This is a genomic window from Bradyrhizobium sp. IC4059 (genome assembly GCF_020193615.1).
Classification (GTDB): Bacteria; Pseudomonadota; Alphaproteobacteria; order Rhizobiales; family Xanthobacteraceae; genus Bradyrhizobium; species Bradyrhizobium yuanmingense.
The window spans coordinates 768,915-791,387 of the sequence record NZ_JADYVH010000002.1; the positions used below are offsets into that span (position 1 = coordinate 768,915).

21 protein-coding genes and 1 tRNA gene are annotated in these 22,473 nt (G+C 65.4%); 10 read left to right on the forward strand and 12 right to left on the reverse strand.

What is annotated here, in order from left to right:
• Position 1 precedes the first annotated feature (1 nt).
• Together I6F12_RS09715 and I6F12_RS09720 are read left to right on the forward strand one after the other, a co-directional pair.
• A complete protein-coding gene (locus tag I6F12_RS09715) occupies positions 2–2,005 on the forward strand; it encodes an acetyl/propionyl/methylcrotonyl-CoA carboxylase subunit alpha (RefSeq protein WP_225156059.1) in 2,004 nt (667 codons plus the stop codon).
• 1 nt (position 2,006) lies between these two features.
• Positions 2,007–2,918: a hydroxymethylglutaryl-CoA lyase gene (locus tag I6F12_RS09720; protein ID WP_225156060.1), complete on the forward strand. Its 912-nt coding sequence runs from the start codon at positions 2,007–2,009 to the stop codon at positions 2,916–2,918.
• 154 nt (positions 2,919–3,072) lie between these two features.
• On the opposite strand, the gene I6F12_RS09725 is transcribed toward I6F12_RS09720, so the two are convergent.
• The 4 genes from I6F12_RS09725 to I6F12_RS09740 all read right to left on the reverse strand — a co-directional run bounded on the left by I6F12_RS09725 (position 3,073) and on the right by I6F12_RS09740 (position 6,952).
• A complete protein-coding gene (locus I6F12_RS09725) occupies positions 3,073–3,999 on the reverse strand; it encodes a dihydrodipicolinate synthase family protein (protein ID WP_225156061.1) in 927 nt (308 codons plus the stop codon).
• Between the two features lie 73 nt (positions 4,000–4,072).
• Positions 4,073–5,056 (reverse strand): TRAP transporter substrate-binding protein, encoded by a 984-nt coding sequence (locus I6F12_RS09730; protein ID WP_225156062.1) that lies wholly within the window; start codon positions 5,054–5,056, stop codon positions 4,073–4,075.
• 22 nt (positions 5,057–5,078) lie between these two features.
• Complete coding sequence (locus I6F12_RS09735) at positions 5,079–6,344, reverse strand: TRAP transporter large permease (RefSeq protein ID WP_225156063.1); 1,266 nt, start codon at positions 6,342–6,344, stop codon at positions 5,079–5,081.
• The gene (locus tag I6F12_RS09740) at positions 6,344–6,952 is read right to left on the reverse strand and encodes a TRAP transporter small permease (RefSeq protein WP_225156144.1); all 609 of its coding nucleotides are present in this window, start codon (positions 6,950–6,952) and stop codon (positions 6,344–6,346) included. Before I6F12_RS09740 ends, I6F12_RS09735 begins: the two co-directional genes overlap by 1 nt.
• Before the next feature lie 231 nt (positions 6,953–7,183).
• On the opposite strand from I6F12_RS09740, the gene I6F12_RS09745 reads away from it, so the two are divergent.
• Entirely contained in the window at positions 7,184–7,867 is a 684-nt protein-coding gene (locus tag I6F12_RS09745) for a GntR family transcriptional regulator (protein WP_225156064.1), read from the forward strand.
• Positions 7,868–7,970: 103 nt separating this feature from the next.
• Here the strand turns inward: I6F12_RS09745 and I6F12_RS09750 are convergent, their stop codons facing one another.
• From I6F12_RS09750 to dctP, 3 genes are read right to left on the reverse strand one after another with little or no spacing between them, the layout of a single operon-like run.
• A complete protein-coding gene (locus I6F12_RS09750; RefSeq protein WP_057029144.1) occupies positions 7,971–9,329 on the reverse strand; it encodes a TRAP transporter large permease in 1,359 nt (452 codons plus the stop codon).
• Complete coding sequence (locus tag I6F12_RS09755; RefSeq protein WP_035999618.1) at positions 9,326–9,880, reverse strand: TRAP transporter small permease; 555 nt, start codon at positions 9,878–9,880, stop codon at positions 9,326–9,328. The genes I6F12_RS09750 and I6F12_RS09755 overlap by 4 nt, the downstream gene beginning before the upstream one ends.
• On the reverse strand, positions 9,877–10,899 hold the full coding sequence (dctP, locus tag I6F12_RS09760) for a TRAP transporter substrate-binding protein DctP (protein ID WP_225156065.1): 1,023 nt from the start codon (positions 10,897–10,899) through the stop codon (positions 9,877–9,879). Before dctP ends, I6F12_RS09755 begins: the two co-directional genes overlap by 4 nt.
• Positions 10,900–11,225: 326 nt before the next feature.
• Here dctP and I6F12_RS09765 point away from each other — a divergent pair, with 326 nt between their 5' ends.
• Entirely contained in the window at positions 11,226–11,471 is a 246-nt protein-coding gene (locus I6F12_RS09765; protein WP_035999609.1) for a pentapeptide MXKDX repeat protein, read from the forward strand.
• 120 nt (positions 11,472–11,591) lie between these two features.
• Here the strand turns inward: I6F12_RS09765 and I6F12_RS09770 are convergent, their stop codons facing one another.
• On the reverse strand, positions 11,592–11,939 hold the full coding sequence (locus tag I6F12_RS09770) for a DUF6481 family protein (protein WP_036027966.1): 348 nt from the start codon (positions 11,937–11,939) through the stop codon (positions 11,592–11,594).
• 264 nt (positions 11,940–12,203) lie between these two features.
• Here I6F12_RS09770 and I6F12_RS09775 point away from each other — a divergent pair, with 264 nt between their 5' ends.
• The 3 genes from I6F12_RS09775 (at position 12,204) to I6F12_RS09785 (ending at position 13,687) form a co-directional block, all read left to right on the forward strand.
• On the forward strand, positions 12,204–12,440 hold the full coding sequence (locus I6F12_RS09775) for a hypothetical protein (RefSeq protein ID WP_128261777.1): 237 nt from the start codon (positions 12,204–12,206) through the stop codon (positions 12,438–12,440).
• Positions 12,441–12,516: 76 nt separating this feature from the next.
• Positions 12,517–12,753 (forward strand): hypothetical protein, encoded by a 237-nt coding sequence (locus I6F12_RS09780; protein WP_057029336.1) that lies wholly within the window; start codon positions 12,517–12,519, stop codon positions 12,751–12,753.
• A gap of 172 nt (positions 12,754–12,925) precedes the next feature.
• The gene (locus I6F12_RS09785; RefSeq protein WP_036028017.1) at positions 12,926–13,687 is read left to right on the forward strand and encodes a hypothetical protein; all 762 of its coding nucleotides are present in this window, start codon (positions 12,926–12,928) and stop codon (positions 13,685–13,687) included.
• Positions 13,688–13,971: 284 nt separating this feature from the next.
• On the opposite strand, the gene I6F12_RS09790 is transcribed toward I6F12_RS09785, so the two are convergent.
• Entirely contained in the window at positions 13,972–14,133 is a 162-nt protein-coding gene (locus tag I6F12_RS09790; RefSeq protein WP_035999590.1) for a hypothetical protein, read from the reverse strand.
• A gap of 163 nt (positions 14,134–14,296) precedes the next feature.
• On the opposite strand from I6F12_RS09790, the gene I6F12_RS09795 reads away from it, so the two are divergent.
• Entirely contained in the window at positions 14,297–14,488 is a 192-nt protein-coding gene (locus I6F12_RS09795; protein ID WP_074447952.1) for a hypothetical protein, read from the forward strand.
• Between the two features lie 281 nt (positions 14,489–14,769).
• Here I6F12_RS09795 and I6F12_RS09800 read toward each other — a convergent pair whose 3' ends face one another.
• Positions 14,770–14,997 (reverse strand): DUF2171 domain-containing protein, encoded by a 228-nt coding sequence (locus tag I6F12_RS09800; protein ID WP_025036201.1) that lies wholly within the window; start codon positions 14,995–14,997, stop codon positions 14,770–14,772.
• Between the two features lie 114 nt (positions 14,998–15,111).
• On the opposite strand from I6F12_RS09800, the gene I6F12_RS09805 reads away from it, so the two are divergent.
• Positions 15,112–16,395, forward strand: a complete 1,284-nt coding sequence (locus tag I6F12_RS09805) for a hypothetical protein (RefSeq protein WP_109143820.1) — start codon at positions 15,112–15,114, stop codon at positions 16,393–16,395.
• Positions 16,396–16,416: 21 nt separating this feature from the next.
• Here I6F12_RS09805 and I6F12_RS09810 read toward each other — a convergent pair whose 3' ends face one another.
• Together I6F12_RS09810 and I6F12_RS09815 are read right to left on the reverse strand one after the other, a co-directional pair.
• On the reverse strand, positions 16,417–16,635 hold the full coding sequence (locus tag I6F12_RS09810) for a hypothetical protein (RefSeq protein WP_225112821.1): 219 nt from the start codon (positions 16,633–16,635) through the stop codon (positions 16,417–16,419).
• 140 nt (positions 16,636–16,775) lie between these two features.
• Positions 16,776–16,852, reverse strand: a tRNA-Arg gene (locus tag I6F12_RS09815).
• 420 nt (positions 16,853–17,272) lie between these two features.
• Here I6F12_RS09815 and I6F12_RS09820 point away from each other — a divergent pair.
• Positions 17,273–22,468 (forward strand): alpha-2-macroglobulin, encoded by a 5,196-nt coding sequence (locus I6F12_RS09820; protein ID WP_225156066.1) that lies wholly within the window; start codon positions 17,273–17,275, stop codon positions 22,466–22,468.
• The last annotated feature ends 5 nt before the right edge of the window (positions 22,469–22,473 follow it).

The window sequence follows — 22,473 nt, forward strand, 5'->3', positions numbered from 1 at the left end:
GATGGACCGCTCAAAACTCTACCGGCGTTTCCGCACGCTCCTGGTCGCCAACCGCGGCGAGATCGCCTGCCGCGTTATCCGCACCGCCCGTGCGATGGGCCTGCGCACGGTCGCGATCTATTCCGAGGCCGATCGCGAGGCGATGCATGTCGCGCTCGCCGATGAGGCCGTATTGCTCGGGCCCGCCCGCGCCCGCGACAGCTATCTCAATATCGAGCGCTTGATCGAGGCCGCGCGCAAGACCGGAGCGGAGGCCGTGCATCCCGGCTACGGCTTCCTCTCCGAGAATGCCGAGTTCGCGCAGGCTTGTTATGACGCCGGCCTCGTCTTCGTCGGGCCGACCGCCGGGATGATGACGGCAATGGGCTCGAAATCCGGCTCGAAAGAGCTGATGGAGAAGGCCGGCGTGCCGCTGGTATCAGGCTATCACGGCGAGGCCCAGGACGAGGCGACGCTCGCCAAGGCGGCGGACAAGATCGGCTTTCCCGTGCTGGTGAAGGCCTCCGCCGGTGGCGGCGGGCGCGGCATGCGCATCGTGCGGTCCGCCGATGAGTTGGCGCCGGCGATCGTCAGCGCCAAGCGCGAGGCCAAGGCCGCCTTCGGCGACGACCGCATGCTGATTGAAAAATATGTCGATAATCCCCGGCATATCGAGGTGCAGATCATCGGCGACAGCCATGGCAATCTGCTCTCGCTGTTCGAGCGCGAATGCACGCTCCAGCGCCGGCATCAGAAGGTGATCGAGGAGGCGCCATCACCGACGCTCAATGCTGCGCAGCGCGAAACCGTCTGCGCCGCCGCGCGAAAAGCGGCGGGCGCGGTGAACTATGTCGGTGCCGGCACCATCGAGTTCGTCTCCGACGGCAAGGACGTGTTCTTCATCGAGATGAATACGCGCCTGCAGGTCGAGCATCCCGTCACCGAGCTGATCACCGGCATCGACCTGGTCGAGTGGCAGCTGCGCGTTGCCTTCGGCGAGGCGCTGCCGCTCAAGCAGGATGAGATCAGGCTCAACGGCCATGCCGTCGAGGCGCGCGTCTACGCCGAGAACCCGACCAAGAATTTCATGCCGTCGGTCGGCAGGATCTCGACCTGGCGGTTGCCGGCGGAGACCGGGGGCTTGCGCATCGACGCCGGCTATCGCGAGGGCGATACGGTCTCGCCGTATTATGACGCCATGCTCGCCAAGGTGATCGCGTGGGCGCCGACGCGGGACGTCGCGATCGAGCGGCTGAACCGCGGGCTGGAGGAATCCGACGTCCGCGGCATCGTCACCAACATCCCGTTCCTGTCGGCGCTGATGACGCATCCGAAGGTGCGGGCGAATGCGATCGATACCGGCTTCATCGAGCGCGAGCTGGCGGTGCTGACCGCCGCGGCGCCGGCGCCCGGAGAGCTCGAGCTCTGCGCCGCAGTTGCCGCCATCGTCAACGAGGAGCGGCAGACCGCGCATGCGGAGGCGAGTTCGCCGTGGCAGACCTTCGGCTGGCAGCCGGTCGGTCGCCGCCAGCGCAGCTTTGCCTTCCGTGTCGGCCATGGTCCGGAGCAGAAGATCGCGCTGAACTATGGCAGCGGACCGTCGACGCTGGTGATCGGCGAGCGCGAGCTGGCGTTCACGATCGCTGCGAAGGATGGCGGCTTCGACCTGACGCTCGACGGCGTCAAATCGTCAGTGGCAGCGGTCATCGATGGCCATGAGCTGTACCTGCGCACGCGCAACGGCCGCTTCGACCTGCATTGGGTGGATCCGTTCGGCGGCGAGAGCGAGGAGCATGTCGGCGAGGACAAGATCGCAGCGCCCTTGCCCGGCACGGTGGTTGCCGTGCTGGCAGAGGAGGGGACCAAGCTGGAGAAGGGCGCGCCGATCCTCACGCTGGAAGTCATGAAGATGGAGCAGACGCTGCGCGCGCCCTATGCCGGCGTGCTGAAATCCATCAAGTGCAAGGTCGGCGATATCGTGCAGGAGGGCGTCGAGCTCGCTATGGTCGAACCTGCAGGGGAATGAGATGAGCGATCCGGTCCGCATCATCGAAATGGGGCCGCGCGACGGCCTCCAGAACGAGGAGACCGCCGTCAGCGTCGAGGCGCGCATCGCCTTCATCGAGGCGCTCGTGGCGGCCGGGCTGGATACCGTGGAGGTCGGCGCCTTCGTCTCGCCCAAGGCCATCCCGCAGATGGCAAGCTCGGATGCCGTGCTGCGCGGCGTCGCGCATGTGAAGGGCGCCGAATTCCACGTGCTGGTGCCGAACGAGAAAGGCTATGACGCCGCGCGTGCCGCGGGCGCGAAAGTGGTCTCCGTGTTCGCGGCGGCCTCCGAGGGGTTTTCCCGGGCGAACATCAACTGCACGATTGCGGAGTCCATCGAGCGCTTCAAGCCGGTGCTGGCGCGCGCCAGGGAGGATGGCGTCAAGGTGCGCGGCTATATCTCCTGTGTGCTGGGCTGTCCGTTCGATGGCGAGATCAAGCCGAAGGCGGTGGCGGATCTTGCGAGCACGCTGTTCGATCTCGGCTGCTATGAGATCTCGCTCGGCGACACCATCGGTGTCGGCACGCCAGCCAGGGCCAAGGAGATGCTGCGCGCGGTTGCCGCCAACATTCCCGCAGCCAGGCTCGCGATGCATTTCCACGACACTTACGGCCAGGCGCTCGCCAACCTCTATGCAGGGCTGGAGGAGGGCGTCCGCGTCATCGACGCCGCTGCCGGCGGGCTCGGCGGCTGTCCCTATGCGCCGGGCGCGACGGGGAACGTCGCAACGGAAGACGTCGTCTACATGCTCGAAGGCACGGGAATCACGACAGGCGTTGATATGGAGAAGCTGCTGGCGGCGACGAACGAGATGAGCGTCGTGCTGGGCAAGCCGCCCGTGAGCCGCGTGGCCTCCGCGCTGAACGCGAAGAAGAAGCGGGCGACGAAGTAGCTTCGTAGGGTGGGTTAGCCCTGTGATTGCGCGAGGCGCAATCACTCGGCGTAACCCACCTCTTTGGTATCCGCGGAGACGAAAGTGGTGGGTTACGCCCTGCGACTGCGCTTTGCGCAGCCGTAGGACTAACCCACCCTACGAAACTTTTCCCTCAAGCCGCCTTCAGCCCGACATCCGGCAGGCGCGGGCGGTTCTTCAGCGCCTTGGCCATCAGGGCCTCGACCTCGGCCTTTTCCTGCGGCAGCAGCGCAAGGCGCGGCGGGCGGGTCAGGGCGGTGCCGCGGCCCACGATGTGCTCGCACAGCTTGATGCACTGGACGAGGTCCGGACGGGCATCGAGGTGCAGCAGCGGCATGAACCATTCGTAGAGCGGCATCGCCTCGGCGAAGCGCCCGGCCTTGGCGAGGCGGAACAGGGTCTCGCCCTCGCGCGGGAAGGCGTTGGACATGCCGGAGACCCAGCCCACAGCGCCCATGGCGACGCTCTCGACGATGACGTCGTCGAGACCTGCGAACAGCACGAAGCGGTCGCCGACCATGTTGCGGGTGTCGATGAAGCGTCGCGTGTCGCCGGAGGAATCCTTGAAGCAGACCACGGTCTCGACGTCGGCGAGCGAGGCCAGGATATCGGGCGTAACGTCGTTCTTGTAGATCGGCGGGTTGTTGTAGAGCATCACGGGAAGGTCAGTCGCGGAGGCAACGGCGCGGAAATGCGCGGCGGTCTCGTGCGGCTTGGAGGAATAGACCAGCGCCGGCATCACCATGACGCCGTCGATGCCGACGCGTGCGGCTTCCTGCGCGGTCTCCACCGCAAACGCGGTGGTGAATTCGGCGATGCCGCACAGCACGGGCACGCGGCCCTTCGCGACCGACTTCGCCGCTTCCATGATCGCGACCTTCTCCTTGCGCTCGAGCGAGGTGTTCTCGCCGACCGAGCCGCAGACGATCAGGCCGGAGACGCCGTCGCGGATCAAGCCGTCCATGACCTGGGCGGTCGCGTCGATGTCGAGCGAGAGATCGTCGTGGAATTGGGTGGTGACGGCCGGGAAGACGCCTTCCCAGGCAACGCGGCGGCTCATGGTTTGACTCCAGGTAAATATGCCGGCGGGGGGCTGGAGCCGCCGGCTCTTGTGAAAGGGATGGGGAACGGGGTCAGAGCGTCGCGCCGACTTTGCGCAGCTCGGCGAGGACGGGGGCCTTGGGCAGCCAGATCTTGTCGAACTCGGCAATCACGGCCTCGGTGTCCTTGGCGTCGACCTGGCGGATCGGGATCGGTGCTTTCTTGAAATTCTCGATCAGCGTGGGCTCGTTGCCGGCGAGCTCGTCGATCTGCGCGTCCAGCGTCGTCTTGATCGTTTTCGTGACCAGCTCGCGATCGGCGGCGGGCAGCGATTGCCAGACGCGGCCGGAGACGACCGCGGCCATCGGCATGAAGACGGCGTTCATCTGCAGGATCACCTTCGACACCTTGTCGAAGCGCTGGTTCCAGGAGAACTCGAGATCGGCTTCGAGGCCGTCGACCTGGCCGTTGGCCATGGCGTCGAACACCTGCGGCGTCGGGATCGGCGTCGGCGCCGCGCCGAGCGAGGAATAGAAGTCGCGATAGACCGGGGTCGGGTTGATGCGCAGCTTCATGCCCTTGATGTCGGCGAGCGTGTTCAGGTCCTTGGAGGAGAACACCGCGCGCATTCCAGTGATGCCCCAGCCGAGCCCGATCGTGCCGGTCTCCTGCGGCAGCACCTCGAACAGCTTCACCGCCGCCGGATGCCGCACGAACTTGGCCACCGCCGGCGTCGAGCGCACGATGTAGGGCGCGTTGATTGCGGCGATGTGCGGCACACGCGAGCCGAGCTCGGCGGCCTGGATGAAGCCCATGTCGAGCGCGCCGGACTGCAATTGCTGCATCATCGCGGTCTCGTTGCCGAGCTGGCCGGCGTGGAAGACGGTCAAGGTCAGGCGGCCGTTGGTGGCGGCCTTGAGCTCGTCACCGAATTTGAGCGCGGCCTTGTTCCAGGAATGGCCGTTCGGCGTGATCAGGCCGAGACGGAATTCCTTGGCCTGGGCGAGCGCCAGCGACGGGGCGAACACCGAGGCGGCGGCACTGGCGGCGAGAAAGTGGCGGCGTGAAAGCGGCATGGTCGGCTCCTTTCGGATGGGTCTATTTGACGAGGATCAGCGAGAGCGAGGGATAGAGCGAGAGCAGCACCAGGAGGATGCAGGCGATGACGAAGAAGGGCAGCGTCACCATGAACATCCTGCCGGGCTTGGCGCCGGTGACGGCGGCCGCGACGAAGAAGCAAAGCCCGACCGGCGGCGACAAAAGGCCGAGCACGAGGTTGATCACCACGACGACGCCGAATTGCCGGGGGTCGATGTGATAGATCTCGGTTGCGACCGGCAGCAGGATCGGCACCGTCATGATCAAGCCGGGAATGCCGTCGATGACAGTGCCGATCAGCAGCAGGATGACGTTGCAGATCAGCATGAAGCTGACCGGATCCTTGGCGACGGTCTGGATCCAGGCGGCGGTCTCCTGCGGCACCTTGCCGAAGATCAGCACCCAGGAGAACACCGCGGCGGCTGCGACCAGAAACAGTACGATCGCCGAATAGATCGCACTGCGCAGCATCATCTGTGGCAGCTGCGAGAACTTGAATTCCTTGGTCCAGAATTTTCCGACCAGGGCCGCGGCCACGGCGCCGACGGCCGCGGATTCCGTCGCGTTGGCGAGGCCGCCGAGGATGGTGCCGACGATGACGATCGGGATCAGCAGCGTCGGCGAGGTCCGCAGGATGGTCATGACGCGCTGGCGCGGCGTCTGATGGTCGGCGCGCGGATAGTTGTAGATGTACCCCATCAGCGCGATGACGAGGCAGAACATCACGGTGAGGATGACGCCCGGCACGATCCCGGCGATCAGCATGTCGCTGACCGAGACCTGCGCCAGCACGCTATAGACCACGAACATCACGGAAGGCGGGATGATCGGACCGAGCATGCCGCCATAGGCGGTCAGGCCCGCTGCGAAGGTCTTGTCGTAGCCCTTCTTCTCCATCTCGGGGACCATGATCTGGGCCATGATCGCGACCTGTGCGGTCGCCGATCCCAGGATGGACGAGATGAACATGTTGGCGAGGATGTTGACGTAGGCGAGCCCACCCTTGAGCGAGCCGACGAAGGCCATCGCCATGTCGACGATGCGCCGCGTGATGCCGCCGCCATTCATGATCTCGCCGATCAGGATGAAGAGCGGGATTGCGATCAGGCCGTAGCTGTCGACGCCGCCGAACAGCTGCAGCGGATAGGACTGGAACAGCACCGGGTTGCCCGAGGCGGCGATGTAGACGAGGCCGGCGAGGCAGAGGCAGAGGCCGATCGGCACGCCGACCAGCATGAAGGCCATGAAGGCTGCTGACGTGATCATCAATTGACCCCGTCGCGCTCGGAGAGCTGGAAGCCCTTCGGCGGCGTGCGCGGGACCAGCTCGAGATCTTCCAGCAGGTTGGCGAGACCATGTACGGTCATCGACACCGCGAAGATCGGCAGCGTCAGATAGAGCACCCAGGTCGGCCAGTTCAGCGTCTGCGTGCGCTCGGTGTAGAGGAAGTTGAAGGTCTCGGCGGCGAGCTTACGCCCGTCGAAGCCGGCGCGGGCGAGGCCCACCGGGTCCATCCAGAGCACGCAGGTGACGATCAGGGCGACGCCGAACACCACGACGAGGCCGGCCGAGATCACTTTTGCAAATTTCTGGTGCTGAGCGGACAATCGCTCCGTCAGCATCGTCACCGCAAAATCGAGCCGCAGCCGCGTCATCGCGGATGCCCCGATGAAGGTCAGCCAGACCACGCAATAGACGGCGGATTCATCGATCCAGTAGATCGGGAAATGCGAGTAGCGGGTGACGACGTTCACCAGGATCAGACCGGTGAGCAGGTACATCAGGCCCATCAGCGCGAGCCGCTCGCAGGCCAGCAGGGCACTCGACATCCGGACGATCATGCGTCGGAGGCTGAGTGCGCGCGTGGCCGGCATGGTCTGCTCGATCATGAAAGAGGCCCCAACCCCCTGAAGATTTGTCGTGCGATTGCCAAATGTATAATTTATACATTTTGGGAGTCAAACGGAGTTTGCGGTCATTTCGGCGGCAGGGCGCGCGTTTGCTGGGCACTTTGCTTGTGGCGCCCTGGCTTTTGCCTGATAGCTCGACATGCAAGACAGGGACCGCGTCGGCTGCACGAGTCGGGAAGGACAACGGACGATCAGATGAAACAGCCTCTGAAGCATCGCACCCTGTCGGCCGCGATCGTCGACCAGCTCCGCCAGGCAATCCTCGACGGCACCTATCCGGCCGGATCGCAGCTGCGCCAGGACGCGTTGGGCGAAGCCTATGGCGTCAGCCGCATCCCGGTACGCGAGGCGCTGTTCCAGCTCGAGGCGGAAGGCCTGGTGCGCATCGTGCCGCAGAAGGGCGCCATCGTCTCCGAGCTGTCGCTGGACGAGATCAACGACGTGTTCGACCTGCGCCGCATCCTGGAGCCGCGGCTGCTGGCGCAGTCGGCGCCGCGCTTCACCTCAGACGATTTCGATGGGCTCGACGACATCCACCGCAGCTTCGAGAAGGCGATCAAGGCGCGCAACGTCAGTGAGTGGGGCCAGCTCAATGCCGACTTCCACATGGCGCTCTACGTCCACGCGCCGCAGCCGCGCACGCGCGCGATCGTGCTGTCGCTGTTGCAGACCAGCGACCGCTACACGCGGCTACAGCTATCCAACACCAAGGCGATGGGCATTGCCGAAAAGGAGCACGCCCATCTGATCGCGCTCTGTCGTGCGCAGAAAGTAGAGGAGGCCTGCCGCTTCCTGGAGCGGCACATCGAGGCCGTGCGCAAAGACCTGCTGCAGGTGGTGGCGAACGCGCCGAAGTCGCGGCGGAAGGAGAAATCGTAGGGTGGGTTAGCCGAAGGCGTAACCCACCGCTGTTCGTCTCCGCTGCGACAGAAGACGTGGATTACGCCTTCGGCTAATCCACCCTACAGGCCGGCGATCGCTTCTACCTGCTTCCGTCCGGCCCCATCACGAGGTCCGGCAGCCAGGTCGAAATCCCCGGCACCAGGCACAGCAGCAGCACTGCAAGCATCATCAAGAGCACGAAGGGCAGCGTACCCCAGATCACCTCGCGCAGGGGAATATCGGGCGCGACGTTGCGGATGACGAAGATGTTGAGGCCGACCGGCGGGTGGATCAGCCCCATCTCCATCACGATGGTCATGACGACGCCGAACCAGATGATGTCGAAATTGGCGGCGCGGAGCGGCGGCAGGATGATCGGTGCCGTCATCAGGATGATCGAGACCGGCGGCAGGAAGAAGCCGAGCACCACGACCATGACGAGGATCGCGAACAGCAGCTCCCAGCGCGGCAGATGCATCGCGACGATGGATTCGGCGACCGATTGCGAGATGTGCAGATAGCTCATCACGTAGGAATAGAGCAGCGACATGCCGATGATCATCATCAGCATGGTCGATTCCCGGATCGTCGACTTCATGATCGGCGCGAGGTCGCTCGGCCGCCATACGCTGTAAATTGCAGCGATCAGCGCCAGCGCGAGGAGGCCGCCGAGGCCCGCGGTCTCCGACGGCGTGGCGTAGCCGCCATAGAGCGCGACCATGACGCCGGTGAGCAGCAGCACGAAGGGGATCACGCGCGGCAGCACGCTGAAGCGTTCGGCGAGCGTGTACTCGTCACGATGCAAGATCGGAGCCTCCGGTTCGCCGTTCTTGTAAGCCACCTCGGCGGCGGCATATTCCTGGCGGAAGCGAACGACGGCATAGGCGCCGAATAGGAAGACCAACAGCAGGCCGGGACCGATGCCGGCGAGGAACAGGCGGCCGAGCGACTTCTCGGCGGCGACCGCGAACAGGATCATCGTGATCGAGGGCGGCAGCAGGATGCCGAGCGTGCCCCCCGCTGCGATGATGCCGGCGGCGAAGCCGCCGGAATAGCCGCGCTTGCGCATCTCGGGGATCCCGGCCGAGCCGATCGCCGAGCAAGTTGCCGGCGAAGACCCCGCCATCGCCGCGAACAGCGCGCAGGCGAACACGTTGGCAACGCCGAGGCCGCCGGGCACGCGGTGCAGCCAGGCATGCAGCGCCAGATAGAGATCCTGGCCGGCGCGGGACTTGCCGATCGCCGCGCCCTTCAGGATGAAGAGCGGGATCGACAACAGCGTGATCGAGGCCATCTCCTCGTAGACGTTCTGCGTCACCGTATCGAGCGAGGCCGAGGGCATGAAGATGGCCATGAACACCACCGCGACCGCGCCGAGCGCGAACGCAATGGGCATGCCCGAGAACATCACGAGCAGCGTCACGATGCCGTAGGCGACGCCGATACCGAAAACGCTCATGGCCGCTTGGCTCCGGTGAAGGGCAGCGCAAGCTGCACGAGGATCTGGAGGCAGAGCAGGCTCATCCCGAGCGCCATCAGCGAGTAGGGGATGGCGAGCGGCGGCGACCACATCGAGTTGGAGACCTGGCCGTCGACATAGGCTTCGTGCGCCAGTGTCCACGACTTCCAGGTGAAGAAGGCGCAAAACAGGAACGTGGCGGCATCGACCAGCCAGAGCCGGACCTGGTTCGCGAATGGCGAGAGCAGGCCGACGAAGGCCTCGATGCCGATATGACCGCGGTTCTGCTGCACATAGGCCGCCGTCATGAAGGTCGCGCCGACCAGGAGGAATACGGCGGCCTCGTCCTGCCAGTAATTGGCCGCCTTGTATAAGGCGCGACTGAGCACGCTGTAGCTCAGGATTGCACAGGCCGCGACAAGTGCGATCGCGGCGAACACGACGATGATGCTGTTGAGGACGGCGAGACCGCGATCGATCGCCGCCGCAGGGCCGGTCCCCGCGGCAACGCTCGTCCGGTCGTCACGATCCGGAAGCGGACCGTGGCTCATGCTGCGACGTCGATGGCGAGCTTGAGCAGGTTTGCGGCGGTCGCGGTCTTGGCGCTGTAGTCCTTCCACGCGGTGTCGCGGGCGATGTCGCGCCATTTTCCGACGGTGGCGGCGTCGAGCGCCGAGACCTTGGCTCCGGCCTTCTCATAGACCTTGGCGACCTCGACGTCGTCATCCTGCGCGCCCTTGCGGCCGAAGGCTTCGAGCTCGGTGCCGACCGCGAGCAGGATGTCCTGATGGTTCTTCGGCAGCTTGTCGAAGATCGCCTTCGACATCATCAGCGGCTCGAGCATGAACCAATAGGAGGCGCCCGCGCCCGAGGTCAGCGACTTCGCGACCTCTTCCAGGCGGAACGAGATCAGGCTCGTCGAGGAGGTGATGCCGGCATCGCAGGCGCCGGTCTGCATCGCCGCGTAGATCTCGTTCGACGGGACCGACAACACCGAGGCGCCGGCGGTCTGCAGCACCATGTCCATCTCGCGCGAGCCGCCGCGCACCTTGAGGCCCTTGGCGTCCTCCGGGACGACGATCGGCTTGGAACGGCTGGCGACGCCGCCGGCCTGCCAGACCCAGGTGAGCAGGATGATGCCCTTGTCGGCCAGGAAGTCGGTCAGCGCCTTGCCGACGGGCTCCTTCTTCCAGCGCAGACCCTGGTCGTAGTTGGTCACGAGGCCCGGCATCAGGCCGATATTGGTTTCCGGCACTTCGCCGCCGGCATAGGGCATCGGATAGAGGCTGATATCGAGCGCGCCCTTGCGCATGGCGGAGAACTGCGCGTTGGTCTTGATCAGCGAGGAGTTCGGATAGATCTCGGCGGCAATGTCGCCATTGCTGCGCTTACTCACTTCGGCGGCGAACATGCGGCACAGCCGGTCGCGGAAATCGCCCTTGTCGATAGTGCCGCCTGGGAACTGATGCGAGATCTTCAGCGTGGTCGCGGCCTGCGCGGTGCCGGTGCCGAAGCGGAGAATGGCAGGTGCCGCGACGGCGGTCGCGAGCAGATGGCGGCGCGTGAACATGATGTAATCCCCTTGGGCGTTTCTTTGGGCGTTTCTCGGAGTGTTTTGGCAGAGGTGATTTGAACTGGGTTCTTCGCGACCGCGGGGCCAATCCAAGCCGGTCTCCATCCGATGGTCTTTCATCTGATAGTTCGAGACAGAGTGCCGCGGCAAGTGTCGGTTGTGCTGCGCTGCAGCACATCCGATCCATGCGGGCTCGCCAATCAACGAGGGCGGCTGGCCGCAGAAATTTATCGATGGTCAGCGTAACAACGCCACACGGCTATCCGTCGAGACAGGATAGCGGCGTCCGTCGCTGACAAACAAATCACGAAGGAAGATGAACCATGACCATTCGCACCCGCATCGTGCTCGGCGTCTCGGCTGCCGCTCTCTCGCTAGGCCTCGCGTTTGCGCCGGCCGCCTTTGCTCAGGACAAGATGGGCAAGGATGATGGCATGATGAAAAAGGACACGATGTCCAAGGACGGCATGATGAAGAAGGACCACATGTCCAAGGACGACGGCATGAAGAAGGATCACATGTCGAAGGACGGCATGAAAAAGGACGACGGGATGATGAAGAAGAACTGATCCCGGGTCGTCATCGCGCAACGCCCCTTGGGCGGGCCGCGTCCTCTCGAATTCCGGCGGCATTTGAGGCCGCCGGAATGATGGCTCAGTTCAAGTTCAATTGAACGTGACCAGCGCGTTTTACTTGCGCTTAGCCTTGCGGGCGGCGTAGCGCGCATCGCGCTTGGCCTTCTGCTCGGCCTCGAGCGCAGCCTGCTTCTCGGCGGCTTCCTCGGCTTCCCGCGCGATCCGCGCAGCTTCGGCTGCCTTGGCCTCTTCCTCGAGGCGCTTCTGCTCAGCCTTTTCGGCCTCGCGCGCGGCCTTTGCCTCGGCGCGCTTGGCCGCGAGGGCCTCACGCTCGGCGCGCTTCGCCGCCACCGCGGGATCATCCGGCCCCGGCTGCGACTTGAACTTGTTCAAAAGATTTTTGCGGGCGTCCTGCGCCGCCTTTTGCCGGTCTGCAAAGCCGGGTTCCCTGAATCCACTCATCGACGAGCCTTGTCTTCCTCGCTTTCGATCCTACATCGGTGCCTGTTGGTAAGTCGGCTGGGCATAGCAGGCGCCACGCGACGCAGAAGCGTGTACATCGGCGCGCGTCGCGAAGCCACCCATAATCGCAGCCGATCAGGTCAACGAAAAATCGCCCCCCGACGATCTCTCGTAGCCCGAAAAAACTGCCGAATTGTGATGTCCCTCATAAGGGAGCACATGGGCGACGCCTAGCGTCCGCCCCGTACGAGACGGAGCACGGGCATGACGATCTCAAGACCAAGCCTGAAGGCGCTCGCGATTGCCGTCGCCCTGGCAGGCGTGGCCGGCGCCGCGCTGCTGCTGGCTCGTCCGCAGCCGGTTGAAAGTGCGGTCCTGGGAGCGGATTGGGAATGCACCCAGACCGCATTCGTGCTCACGAGTTGCGCACCGCGCGTTCAGGAGGCAATTCCGGCGGTCGAAACCTTGCGCAAGGATGCAATCCAGCAGACCCGGGGCTGAATTGGGCCGGACGATCCGGATGTGACGCGACGCCGCAGAGGTGGTAAAGCCAGCGCGCCAGCGTGACCAGGCGGCCATGTCGAAGCCAGAGTCCAGATCCGAACCGGGCGAGGAGCCCCATCCTCGACCGAACCGTCAGCCCAAGCCTCCGTCCGGCGGCGACCGCCGCGGCGCGCTGGCAGGATTGATCATCGCGGTCGTGATCCTCGGCGTCGGCTGGTGGCTTGCCCGGGATCTGACGGCAGCCAGCAAGATGCAGGATTGTCTGATGTCCGGGCGAAGCAATTGCAATGTGATCGAGCCGGCTCGCTAGGCGCGCTCCACAGCATGGCCATGGGGCCGAAAAAATGCCCTGATCTTAATCATTTGTAACGGGACTTAGCCGATCAAGCAGGGCAGTGATTTCGGCCGGCATCAGCCCGGCGCGCGGCGATTCGCCGATCGCGCCCGGGATTCACGGCCATGAGAGCAGGGGGCGAGCACGCATGAGTGCGTCCAAACATCTGAAGATCTTCATTCCCTTGGTTTCGGCCACGTCGCTGCTCGCGCTGTCGGCGCAGGCGCAAGAGGCCAGGTCCCGGCAAGAGGTCGTCCAACCGCCGGCCGGGCCGGCAGCAGGCGCGCCGCCACAGGCCAATCCGCCCATGCGCAAGGGCCCTCCGCCGCAGCAAGCGACCAGGCCTGCGCAGCCCGGCGGTCAGCCCCATGCGGGTCACAACGCCGGGGGCCCGCCGCCCGGACGTCACGTCGCGCGCGGTCCTGCTCCCACACGTGATTGGGGTGGGCACACCTATCGCGGCAACCTTGCCTGGGAGGGTGGACGCTGGCGCCACGACGTCCGCCATGGCCGATCCGGCTGGTGGTGGGACGTTGGCGGCGTCTGGTATTATTATCCGCAGCGTATGGCCGGCCCGCCCGCCTACATTTCAGAGGACTATATCGACGACGTGCCGGTGGTCTACGCCCGGCCTCCGGTGGCCTATGCGCCGCCACCTCCGCCGCCGCCACCGCCGGCCGATCCCGGCGCCAGCGCGCTCGGCGGCGCGCTCGTCGGCGGCCTGCTGGGCGGACTGATCTCGGGCAATGCAACCGGGGCCGCCGCAGGCGCGGTTCTTGGCGGCGCGACGGGCGCGATTGCTGGCGCGACCGCGGCGTCCCAGCCCGGCTATTACTGGGCGCAGGGCACCTGCTACTACCGCTATCCGAACGGCCAATATGTGCAGGCCGATCCCCGCGCCTGCTATTGAGTTTTGCCGGCAGGATCGGACCATTGGAGGCGGGCTTCGGGCCCGCCTCATCCTTTTGCACGCCGGCGGTTGCTATGAATTGGCTCTGGTGCTCGTCGCCCCCTCACGTCAATTTCAAAGAAAAATGACGGGATGATTCGCGGGGGATGTGGTGCATGCTGGATGCCATCCAGATCAGCGTGGCGCTCTGGGCCATGATCGTTTGCGGCGGAATTAAACTCTCGCAGGCGTTGCCCTACCTGCTCTAAAACGGCGATCAGCTGGCAGGCCAATGCCTTGGTCGGTCAGGACACGAGCCAATCGAAGAATGCGATCGAGGCCCAGACCAGGCCCGCGATCCAGGCCACCATGACGACGCCGATGGTGCCGAGATAGGCGATGCCGAGCAGGTCCGCGCGATGTCGCTGCCTCGGGACGATGACTTCCGTTGCTGCTTTGCGTGTCATGACCGGACATCACCCATGAAGCCTGGACACGTAGTTTAGCGGAGATGTCGCGGACAGGCTGTGACGTGGTTCACAGACCGGTGCAGGAAGGCTGGTCGTTACCCCGCAATCATACGGACGAAATTGCCACGCACTCGTCCAGATGGCCGGCTAGAGTCTGCGCATGTACACCGAGTACGATCCGCAACATGAGGCCGAGGCCGCTATGAAGCGCGCCGCGGAGGCCGAGGGTGCCGACAGGCAACGGCTGATCCAGCTGGCCCTGGCATGGCACGAGCTCGCCCGCGATCTGCACGATGAGCAAGCCGGCCCCTCGCATCCAGCCGGGCGCAGGCCTTTGGCCCGAGAGCGCTGAGATGAGAAAAACCCCGTGCTCGGGGGACAAGCACGGGGTCCTTCAAAGCCGACCGGGGCTGGCGGGTCGGCACCACTCAGTTCGGTCATCCAACGCGCGGATCGCGCATTCGTTCCCGGTCAATCCGCAGCGCTGAAATCCGATCGCATTGCAGCGACCTTCCGCAGAAAGTCATCGTTAACGAATGCTCCGCGCAATCGAATTGCAGTCGCGATTCGTACTCGCGAACGAAGCGGAGTCGGACCGTGAACAAACAAAAGCCCCCGCAGGGGCTCAGTGTTTTACGCAGCTTCGGTCTTCGGGACGGCGTCGGCATTCACCGACAGCTTGACCACGTCGCCTTCGACGGCGCCGACATATTTCGTGTCGATGTAGTGATGATGGTCCTTGTGACCTTCCGGGCTGTCCTTGCGCGTCAGCTTGATGCGGTTGCCCTCGAGACGATCGACGGTGCCGACATGTGCGCCGTCCTTGCCGATGATCTTCATGTGCTCTCTGATGTCAGCCATGCTGTCCTCCTTGCATGGCTTCAACTGCGAAGGCGCCGGTTCGTTGCAGCAGGCACGTTGGACCCGTTGGGATTTCCGGACGTTGACGCCTGATTGGATCTGTCAAGAAGCGCGATGGAGACCGTTCGGGCCTATCTGGAACGCAAGCACTGGGAACTCAGGCTGTTGAACGACGGCCTGAGAAACCCGCTCGATTTGGCGTCGCCGCGTTCCGTCGATGACGTCGTCAGGTCCAAATTCCAGATCACTGCCGCGCTCAGGGCGGAGCATGAATTACACGAGTGGAAGGCGACCGAGACCGCCTGGTCGCACACGGCCGATCCCGCCAGCGGGCCGTTCGAGTTCAGTTACGACTACCAGCGGGCCGATCTCACGGTACGCGGTCCGTCGTTCTACGAGCTCGACGGCGGCTGCACGAGCACGGCGATCTACACTGCCTCGGGGATGGCGGCGATCTCCGCGGTGCTGCTCGCCTCCGCGCGGATCGTCGCGAAGGCGGATATCCTGGTGCTGCCAGGCTGCTATGGCGAGACGCTGGAGCTGATCCGAAGCTTCATGCCGCATTTGCGGATCGAACCCTTGCCGCTGCCGCTCGGCGATGCGCTTGCACGGGTGAGCTCGCCGCGGATCCTGCTGCTGGATTCCTGCTCCGTCGCCGGCGCCATCGAGGCGGTGCTGCGCTGTGACGGCTCGGGCCTCGATCTCCTGATTTTCGATACGACGTGCTTCGCCGGCAGGTCGGGCCGCATCAGGCGCGTCGTGGGGTGGGCCAGGCGACACGGAATTGCGCTGGTGCTGGTGCGAAGCCACAACAAGCTCGATTCGCTCGGAGCGGAATATGGCCGCCTCGGCTCGGCCGTCTTCGTGCGCGGGCATGAGCGTCCACCGCGGGCAGGGGACGCTGAATGGTCACGTCTCGCGTTCGAAACGCGCAACGCAGTGCGGCTGCTCGGCGGCGCGGCATTGCCGGCCCACTTCCCGCCCTTCGCGGGCAGCGCGGCGTATTGGGCGCTGACGAAGCGGCGCGTGGCGGCGATCTTGCGCAACGGCCGCAGCTCGGCGCGATGCTTTGCCGCCGAGATCCCGGCGCTCTCGGCTCAGCTTCGCTTCGCTCACGGCCTCTACGTGACTCTTCGCGGAAGGCGCGCGCTCGACGAGGCGGCAGCACGGCAGGCTGCCGAGGACATGAGCTGCGAATTGCGCCGCGCGGGCTTTCCCATCCGCCACGCCGGCAGCTTCGGCTTCGATTTCGCCGCGACCGAGTGGTTTCACGACGCGACGACGGACCAGTACAGCGTCCGGGTGGCGGTGCCGGACCTGCCGACGGAGGTGTGGGACGATCTCACCGCGGCCATTGCGCGGTGGTGGCGGGGTCATCAGCGGGCAGGCTGTGGATAGACCGGAGGGCGGGCACGTCGATCAGTCGACCGCCAGGCAATATTCGAGTCGCGGCTTGTCGTGACCGCGGCGCGCCCAGTCCTCAACTGCAAATGCAGGCTGACGTTGTCCCGTTGCGGCGCCAAGGATCGAGGCCTGGACCACCTTGATGGGCCTCGTGACCGCATTGGTGCTCACCAAGCCCGCGTCGACCGCCAAATACGAGATCGCAACGACCGCGACCGCAGATGCGATCGCCATTCTCGTCAATTCGGATTGCTGCATTCCCAAACCTATCGGGCGCGTCTCACCCGGCGCTTAGATAGGGCTGATCGGCGCCGTTCAAAGGCCGGCATATGGTTACCCACGCGTTCGTGAAGAGCGGCGGCGAGGCAACGAGCTGGCGATCCCGGCAGGACTCGAACCTGCAACCCGCGGAGTAGAAATCCGCTACTCTATCCAGTTGAGCTACGGGACCGTCTTGAGCCGGCCGTCTTGAGCCGCCCGGATTGGGCGGCTGGCCGTTCATGTAGCATGCCAATATGAAAAAACTGGTGTTTCGCCAAGTCTGAACCGAACCGTTTTCCTCAGTGCGGCGACAAAGCGGAACGGTGGGGTGTCAGGGTGCCGGGTTGAGCGGCAGCGGACTGGACGATGGATCACATCGCCGGGAACGCTGAACAGCTTCCGGGGCACGGCCGCCGGTCGACTGGTCAGGTAGTGCTGCGCCATCAGGACGGCGTGCGTGGCGATATCTTGGCCGGTCTCCTCTGGGCTTACCTCTGTCATGGCGAAAGCGACGCTTTGCACCTTCTGGTTCCATCGCCTTGAGTCCGTCACCTTTCCGCGCATTTCATTTGCCGCCGCGGCGTTCGTCCGCGCTTTCCGGGAGTCTTCAATGATCGGTCTCGTTCGCGCCGTCACAATCTGCGCCGCGCTAGCGCTCGGCCTTGTCACCGCGCAGGCCGCCGACAAGGCGTTCAAACGCGACGACCTCGCGGATTCCGCGATCAAGCTGGAGGCCCAGATCAAGAGCGAGGCGGGGCCGGTCGCCAAGACCAATGCGACGCTGAAGACGGACGCCGACGCCGCCTTCCGGCGCAATGATTACCGCACCGGCCTTTCGGTGCTCGGCCAGATCGCCGCGACCACGCCCGAGGATGCCGGCAATTGGCTGCGGCTCGCCAAGGTCATCTTCCAGATCTCGCCGAAGAGCTCGAGCGAGCAGACCTTCCTTTTGGAGCGCGCCTCGACGGCGGCCTATATCGCTTACATGCGCGCCGGCAATCCGGGCGAGGAGGCCGACGCGCTCGCCGTGCTCGGCAAGGCGCTGGCCGACCGCAAGCTGTGGCGGCCTGCACTGGATGCGCTGCGACTGTCGCTCGACATGCGCGAGGTCGCCGACGTCCGCGGCCAATATGAGAAGATGCGCGACGAGCACGGCTTCCGGCTGCTCGACTATACCGTCGACTCGGACTCGGCGAGCCCGCGTGCCTGCTTCCAGTTCTCCGAGGAACTCGCCAAGCGCACCGACTTCGCGCCGTTCCTGGCTCTCGCCGGGCAGGACAAGCCGGCGCTGTCGGCCGAAGGCAAGCAGCTCTGCGTCGACGGGCTGAAGCACGGCGAGCGCTACAACATCAACCTGCGCGCCGGCTTGCCGTCGACCGTGAAGGAGGGGCTGCCGAAATCGGCCGAGTTCAACATCTATGTGCGCGACCGCAAGCCGTTCGTGCGCTTCACCAGCCGCGCCTATGTGCTGCCGCGGACCGGCCAGCGCGGCATTCCCGTCGTCAGTGTCAACACGCCTGCGGTTAGCATCAATGTCTTCCGGATCGGCGACCGCAACCTGATCAACACGGTGGTCGACAGCGATTTCCAGAGGACGCTGTCGAAGTACCAGCTCAGCGAGCTCGGCGACGAGCGCGGCGTCAAGGTCTGGACCGGCGAGCTTGCGACTGCGACGACGCTGAACCAGGACGTCACCACGGCGTTCCCGGTCGACCAGGCGCTCGGCCAGCTCCAGCCCGGTGTCTACGTCATGACGGCCGCGGCGAGGGCCTCGGACGAGGACTACCAGCTCGCCACGCAATGGTTCATCGTCTCCGACCTCGGCATCGCCGCTTATTCCGGCAATGACGGCATTCATGTCTTCGTCAACTCGCTGGCGTCGACCGACCCGGTCGGCAAGGCCGAGGTGCGCCTGGTCGCGCGCAACAACGAGATCCTGGCGACGCGCAAGACCGACGATGCCGGTCACGTGCTGTTCGAGGCCGGCCTTGCGCGCGGCGAGGGCGGATTGTCGCCGGCGATGCTCACGGTGACCGGCGAGAAGGCCGATTATGCCTTCCTGAGTTTGAAGACGTCGGCCTTCGACCTGTCCGACCGAGGCGTTTCGGGGCGCGCGGTGCCCGCCGGCGCCGATGCCTTCGTCTATGCGGAGCGTGGCGTCTACCGTTCCAGCGAGACCGTGTTCCTCACCGCGCTGCTCCGCGACGGGCAGGGCAATGCCGTCACCGGTGGGCCGATGACACTGGTGGTCGAGCGCCCCGACGGCGTCGAATATCGCCGTGCCGTGCTGGCCGATCAGGGCGCCGGCGGCCGCACGCTGTCCGTGCCGCTCAACTCGGCCGTACCGACCGGCACCTGGCGGGTGCGCGCCTTCACCGATCCGAAGGGAGCTTCGGTCGGTGAGACCACCTTCATGGTCGAGGATTACGTCCCCGATCGGATCGAATTCGACTTGTCCGCTAAGGACAAGCTGATCAAAGCTAACGCTCCAGTGGAGCTTAAGGCCGACGGTCATTTCCTCTATGGCGCACCTGCTTCGGGCCTGCAGCTCGAAGGCGACATGCTGATCGCGCCGGCGGCCGAGCGGCCCGGCTTTGCCGGCTACAAGTTCGGCGTCGACGACGAAGAGACCACCTCGAACGAGCGCACGCCGCTGGAGAACCTGCCGGAGGCCGACGCCAATGGCGTCGCGACCTTCCCGGTGACGCTGGACAAGCAGCCGGCCTCGACGCGCCCGCAGGAGGCACAGATCTTCGTCCGCATGGTCGAGACCGGCGGCCGCGCCGTCGAGCGCAAGATCGTGCTGCCGGTCGCGCCGGCAACGGCGCAGATCGGCATCAAGCCGCTGTTCGGCGACAAGAACGTAACCGAGGGCGACAAGGCCGAGTTCGACGTCGTGTTCGTCTCGCCGGAGGGCGAGAAGCTGCGCCGCGACGGTCTGCGCTACGAGCTCCTGAAGATCGAGTCGCGCTACCAGTGGTACCGCCAGAACAATTACTGGGAGTACGAGCCGGTCAAGTCGACGTCGCGCGTCGCCGACGGCGACGTCACTGTTACGGTCGACAAGCCGACGCGGCTCTCGCTCACGCCGGAGCCCGGCCGCTACCGGCTCGACGTCAAGTCGAACGAGGCCGACGGCCCGGTGACCTCGGTGCAGTTCGACGTCGGCTGGTACTCCGACGGCAGCGCTGACACGCCGGACCTGCTGGAGACCTCGATCGACAAGCCGCAATACGCCTCAGGCGACACCATGACGGTGTCCGTCAACGTCCGCAGCGCCGGCAAGCTCACCATCAACGTGCTCGGCGAGCGGCTGCTGACGACGCAGACCATCGATGTCAAGGAAGGCACCGCGCAGGTCAAGCTCCCGATCGGCAAGGATTGGGGCACCGGCGCCTATGTGGTGGCGACGCTGCGCCGTCCGCTCGATGCCGCCGCCCAGCGCATGCCGGGCCGTGCGATCGGGCTGAAATGGTTCGGCATCGACAAGCAGGCTCGCACCTTGCAGGTCAAGCTGTCGCCGCCTTCGCTGATCCGGCCGAATTCGACGCTGAAGATCCCCGTCAAGCTCGATGGGCTCAATCCGGGCGAGGACGCCAAGGTCGTCATCGCCGCGGTCGACGTCGGCATCCTCAATCTCACCAATTACAAGCCGCCGGCGCCGGACGATTATTATCTCGGCCAGCGTCGCCTCAGCGCCGAGATTCGCGACCTCTACGGGCAGCTGATCGACGGCATGTCGGGCACGCGCGGCCAGATCAAGTCCGGCGGCGACGCCGGTGGCGAGCTACAGGGCTCGCCGCCTACGCAGAAGCCGCTCGCGCTCTATTCCGGCATCGTCACGGTCGCCGCCGACGGCTCGGCCGAAGTGAGCTTCGATGTTCCGGAATTCGCCGGCACCGCGCGCGTGATGGCGGTGGCGTGGACCGCGACCAAGCTCGGCCGCGCCAACACCGACGTCGTGATCCGCGATCCCGTCGTGCTCACGACGACGCTGCCGCGCTTCCTGCTCAATGGCGACCGCGGCTCGGTCAATCTCGAGATCGACAATGTGGAGGGCCAGGCCGGCGACTACGTCATCAACGTGAAGGCGGGCGGCCCGGTGAAGATGACCGGCAATCCCGCAACCACGGTGAAGCTCGCCGCCAAGCAGCGCAATTCGTTCTCGCTCGCGCTCGATGCGACCGCGGCGGGGCAGGCGACGCTCGACGTCGACATCAAGGGGCCGAATGGCCTCGCGCTGGTGCGTCACTATGTGTTCGACGTCAAGCCGGCGACGCAGGTGCTGGCGCGGCGCTCGATCCGGACGCTGGCGAAGGGCGAGAGCCTGACGCTGAGCTCGGACATGTTCTCCGACCTCGTGCCGGGCACTGGCAGTGTCTCTGTTTCGGCCAGCCTGTCGACCGCGCTCGATGCGGCAACGATCCTGAAAGCGCTCGACCGCTATCCCCATGGCTGCTCGGAGCAGATCACGAGCCGGGCGATGCCGCTGCTCTATGTCAACGAGCTCGCGGCCGGCGCGCATCTTGCCATGGACACCGAGGTCGACCAGCGCATCCGCGACGCCATCGAGCGGCTGCTGGCGCGCCAGGGCTCGAACGGCTCGTTCGGCCTGTGGCTGGCCGGCGGCGACGATGCCTGGCTCGATGCCTACGTGACGGACTTCCTCACCCGCGCCCGCGAGAAGGGCTTTGCGGTGCCGGACGTGCTGTTCAAGAACGCGCTCGACCGTATCCGCAACTCCGTCGTCAATGCCAACGAGCCGGAGAAGGACGGTGGGCGCGATCTCGCCTACGGCCTCTATGTGCTCGCGCGTAACGGCGCGGCTCCGATCGGCGACCTCCGCTATCTCGCCGATACCAAGCTTGCCAACCTCGCGACCCCGATCGCGAAATCGCAGCTTGCGGCGGCGCTCGCCCTGGTCGGCGACCGCAACCGCGCCGAGCGGGTCTATGGCGCTGCGCTCGACAGCCTCGCGCCCAAGCCCGCGCTGGAATTCGGCCGCACCGATTACGGCTCGCAGCTGCGCGACGCCGCCGCATTGGTGTCGCTCGCCAGTGAAGGCAACGCGCCGAGGGCGACGCTGACGCAGGCGGTGTCGCGGGTCGAGACCGCCCGCGGGCTGACGCCCTACACCTCCACGCAGGAGAATGCGTGGCTGGTGCTGGCGGCGCGGGCGCTCGCCAAGGAGAACATGTCGATTGAGGTCGACGGCCAGCCGGTCAAGACCGCCTTGTATCGCAGCTACAAGGCGGACACGCTGGGCGGCAAACCGCTGAAGATCACCAACACCGGCGATGCGCCGGTGCAGGCGGTCGTCTCGGTGTCGGGCTCGCCGGTCGCGCCGGAGCCGGCGGCGTCAAACGGCTTCAAGATCGAGCGCGGCTACTATACGCTCGACGGCAAGCCCGCCGACATCAGCAAGGTCAAGCAGAACCAGCGCTTTGCAGTGGTGCTGAAGATCACTGAGGCCAAGCCCGAGTACGGCCACATCATGGTGTCCGACTATCTGCCGGCGGGTCTGGAGATCGACAATCCGAACCTGGTGTCGTCGGGCGACAGCGGCACGCTGGACTGGATCGAGGACGGCGAGGAGCCTGAACATACCGAATTCCGCGACGACCGCTTCACCGCGGCCGTCGACCGGGCCTCGGATTCCAAGTCGGTCTTCACGCTCGCCTATGTCGTGCGCGCGGTCTCGCCCGGCAAATACGTGCTGCCGCAGGCCTATGTCGAGGACATGTACAATCCCTCGCGCTATGGTCGGACCGGCACGGGCAGTGTCGAGGTGCGGGCGGCGAAGTGAGTGAG

Coding starts and splice junctions, on each gene's coding strand:
- I6F12_RS09715 (WP_225156059.1), top strand. CDS start 2: ATGGACCGCTCAAAACTCTACCGGCGTTTCCGCACGCTCCTGGTCGCC.
- I6F12_RS09720 (WP_225156060.1), top strand. CDS start 2,007: ATGAGCGATCCGGTCCGCATCATCGAAATGGGGCCGCGCGACGGCCTC.
- I6F12_RS09725 (WP_225156061.1), bottom strand. CDS start 3,999: ATGAGCCGCCGCGTTGCCTGGGAAGGCGTCTTCCCGGCCGTCACCACC.
- I6F12_RS09730 (WP_225156062.1), bottom strand. CDS start 5,056: ATGCCGCTTTCACGCCGCCACTTTCTCGCCGCCAGTGCCGCCGCCTCG.
- I6F12_RS09735 (WP_225156063.1), bottom strand. CDS start 6,344: ATGATCACGTCAGCAGCCTTCATGGCCTTCATGCTGGTCGGCGTGCCG.
- I6F12_RS09740 (WP_225156144.1), bottom strand. CDS start 6,952: ATGCCGGCCACGCGCGCACTCAGCCTCCGACGCATGATCGTCCGGATG.
- I6F12_RS09745 (WP_225156064.1), top strand. CDS start 7,184: ATGAAACAGCCTCTGAAGCATCGCACCCTGTCGGCCGCGATCGTCGAC.
- I6F12_RS09750 (WP_057029144.1), bottom strand. CDS start 9,329: ATGAGCGTTTTCGGTATCGGCGTCGCCTACGGCATCGTGACGCTGCTC.
- I6F12_RS09755 (WP_035999618.1), bottom strand. CDS start 9,880: ATGAGCCACGGTCCGCTTCCGGATCGTGACGACCGGACGAGCGTTGCC.
- dctP (WP_225156065.1), bottom strand. CDS start 10,899: ATGTTCACGCGCCGCCATCTGCTCGCGACCGCCGTCGCGGCACCTGCC.
- I6F12_RS09765 (WP_035999609.1), top strand. CDS start 11,226: ATGACCATTCGCACCCGCATCGTGCTCGGCGTCTCGGCTGCCGCTCTC.
- I6F12_RS09770 (WP_036027966.1), bottom strand. CDS start 11,939: ATGAGTGGATTCAGGGAACCCGGCTTTGCAGACCGGCAAAAGGCGGCG.
- I6F12_RS09775 (WP_128261777.1), top strand. CDS start 12,204: ATGACGATCTCAAGACCAAGCCTGAAGGCGCTCGCGATTGCCGTCGCC.
- I6F12_RS09780 (WP_057029336.1), top strand. CDS start 12,517: ATGTCGAAGCCAGAGTCCAGATCCGAACCGGGCGAGGAGCCCCATCCT.
- I6F12_RS09785 (WP_036028017.1), top strand. CDS start 12,926: ATGAGTGCGTCCAAACATCTGAAGATCTTCATTCCCTTGGTTTCGGCC.
- I6F12_RS09790 (WP_035999590.1), bottom strand. CDS start 14,133: ATGACACGCAAAGCAGCAACGGAAGTCATCGTCCCGAGGCAGCGACAT.
- I6F12_RS09795 (WP_074447952.1), top strand. CDS start 14,297: ATGTACACCGAGTACGATCCGCAACATGAGGCCGAGGCCGCTATGAAG.
- I6F12_RS09800 (WP_025036201.1), bottom strand. CDS start 14,997: ATGGCTGACATCAGAGAGCACATGAAGATCATCGGCAAGGACGGCGCA.
- I6F12_RS09805 (WP_109143820.1), top strand. CDS start 15,112: ATGGAGACCGTTCGGGCCTATCTGGAACGCAAGCACTGGGAACTCAGG.
- I6F12_RS09810 (WP_225112821.1), bottom strand. CDS start 16,635: ATGGCGATCGCATCTGCGGTCGCGGTCGTTGCGATCTCGTATTTGGCG.
- I6F12_RS09820 (WP_225156066.1), top strand. CDS start 17,273: ATGATCGGTCTCGTTCGCGCCGTCACAATCTGCGCCGCGCTAGCGCTC.